This is a genomic window from Oleiphilus sp. HI0080, assembly GCF_001635135.1.
On record NZ_LWFU01000545.1, the window covers coordinates 1 to 2001 of the forward strand.

General features: G+C 47.0%; 2 protein-coding genes and 1 pseudogene. All 3 read right to left on the bottom strand.

The window, feature by feature from the left end; all coding sequences use genetic code 11:
- Positions 1-586: 3-methyl-2-oxobutanoate hydroxymethyltransferase (gene panB, locus A3751_RS11870; protein ID WP_068456210.1), on the bottom strand; the 586-nt coding region annotated here is incomplete at its 3' end.
- 52 nt (positions 587-638) lie between these two features.
- Positions 639-1139, bottom strand: a complete 501-nt coding sequence (gene folK, locus A3751_RS11875) for a 2-amino-4-hydroxy-6-hydroxymethyldihydropteridine diphosphokinase (RefSeq protein WP_068456212.1) — start codon at positions 1137-1139, stop codon at positions 639-641.
- A gap of 1 nt (position 1140) precedes the next feature.
- Positions 1141-2001, bottom strand: a pseudogene (locus tag A3751_RS11880) (polynucleotide adenylyltransferase PcnB); the annotation flags it as partial.

The following is a 2001-nucleotide window of genomic DNA, read 5'->3' on the forward strand; positions in this document are numbered from 1 at the left end:
CACTAACCGCATTGGTGACCCTCTGGGCTAGATCCGTAGGAACGCATTCTAGCAATATCATATCTGCGCCGGCCTGCTCGAGCTCTACGACCGCCTCAACCATCTTATCCGCTGCATCCTGTTGTTTACCTTGAACACGATAACCGCCCAACTTGTTGACGGATTGTGGTGTCAGGCCAAGATGCGCACAAACGGGAATACCGCGAAAACTGAGCTCCTCGATGGATTCCTTTAGCCAAGCGCTGCCCTCTATCTTTATAAGGTGCGCACCCGCTTGCATTAGTCGGCCTGCATTCAGAACGGTTTGCTCGACGCTGTTGTTCGCGTTGAAGGGAAGGTCTGCCATTATTAAACTGCGAGCATTACCACTTTTAACGCAGCGCGTATGGTAGATCATATCTTCCATGGTGACAGGCAGAGTGCTGTCATGCCCTTGAAGCACCATGCCAAGCGAGTCACCAATCAACAATACGTCAATGCCTGCCTCATTAGACAAGGCAGCAAAGCATGCATCGTAGCTGGTCAAACAAGAAAACTTTTTGCCTTCTTCCTTAAGTTTTTTCAAAGATAAGGTGGTGACGGTCATACGCCCTATTTCCAGTTGGGTTAATGCTTGCAAAGACTAGCTATATGTTGGCTCAAGAACAAGCCAAATTTCTATCAATCTTTGACAGTTTGTGGGTTACACAGTGTTCAAGATGTTGCTGCAGTCCTGAGCCGTCAGGCAGTTTCCAATTGGGTGCAATCTCAATACATGGTACTAATACAAAATCTCTTATCAAGGCTTCTTTATGCGGAATTTGTAGGTCAGGCTCTGTCAATCGTAGGGTTTCAGTGCCATAAAAGACGATATCAATATCGATAACGCGTTCACCCCAAACTCTCGTCTTGATGCGTCCAAAGTCTTTTTCAATTCTTTGTACTACGTTAAGCAGGTGCTCTGGCGAAAGCGCTGTGTCGATCAGTACAGCAGAGTTTACATAGTCATCCTGGTCTTGAGGGCCTCGAGGCGAACTACTGTATAGCGAGGCTTTTGCTATCAGCGAGATAGCATCCTGATGAGCGATCGCATCGATTGCCTTGTTGACTTGGCTAACAGGGTTTTCAAGATTACTTCCCAGTGAGAGGAGCGCTTTCATGCTAAGGGTGTTTTGTATTTCGCTTATGACTTGGTCTACGTCGAGCAGAGGGACGCTTGTTGCCTGGCGCGCGATTTCGGTTCGGTGCGGGCATAGGGTTTTCGGCCTGATACGTTGTCCACCAATCTCCAAGGCCGGGTTCAATTTCGCCGGCTTTTTCTCTTAACAAGAGAAAGTCATATCCTGCACGGAAGCGCGGATGCGTCACTAATTGCGCTGCACGGCGATGATTGTTTTTAACAAGTCGAATTTGCATTTCCCATATCTCGCGCATCATGAGAATAAAACGTTTTGGGATCATGACGCTGCTAAGTTGAATGTCGATTGTTTCATGCGATGCTTGCTGAAGCGCAGGAAATTCCGATAAGCCTTCAGACATTTTTTGTTGCCACAAACGATGTACTTCCGGCCAGAGAAGTGATGCGTACAAAAAGGCAGGTGTAATCGGTTTATCTTGCGCAATGCGTTTGTCTGTATTTGTTAATGCGGCTTTGATGAAGGCAAGGTAATACCCCTCTGGGTTTTGATTAACGGCGTGTTCAACCACAGGAAACATCGCTTTAAATAGACCGCTTTCGACGAGTCTTTCGAATATTTGGAGGCCATAGCCTGAAACAAAAAGCTTGATAATCTCATCAAAGAGGCGTGCGGGCGCTACGTGAGACATAAGGTGCGAAAGTTCTGAGATTTTTTGTTCCGCAAGATCTTCTATCTCAAAATCAAGTTTCTCTGCAAAGCGGACTGCACGGAGCATTCTGACAGGATCTTCTCGATAGCGCTCGTCTGGATTCCCAATGAGACGGAGTGTTTTCGCTTGAATGTCATCAAGCGCGCCGCAGTAGTCATAGATCTTAAAGTCGGT

Bases quoted from the DNA above. Each gene is read 5' to 3' on its own strand.
- folK (WP_068456212.1), bottom strand. From the start codon at position 1,139: ATGAAAGCGCTCCTCTCACTGGGAAGTAATCTTGAAAACCCTGTTAGC.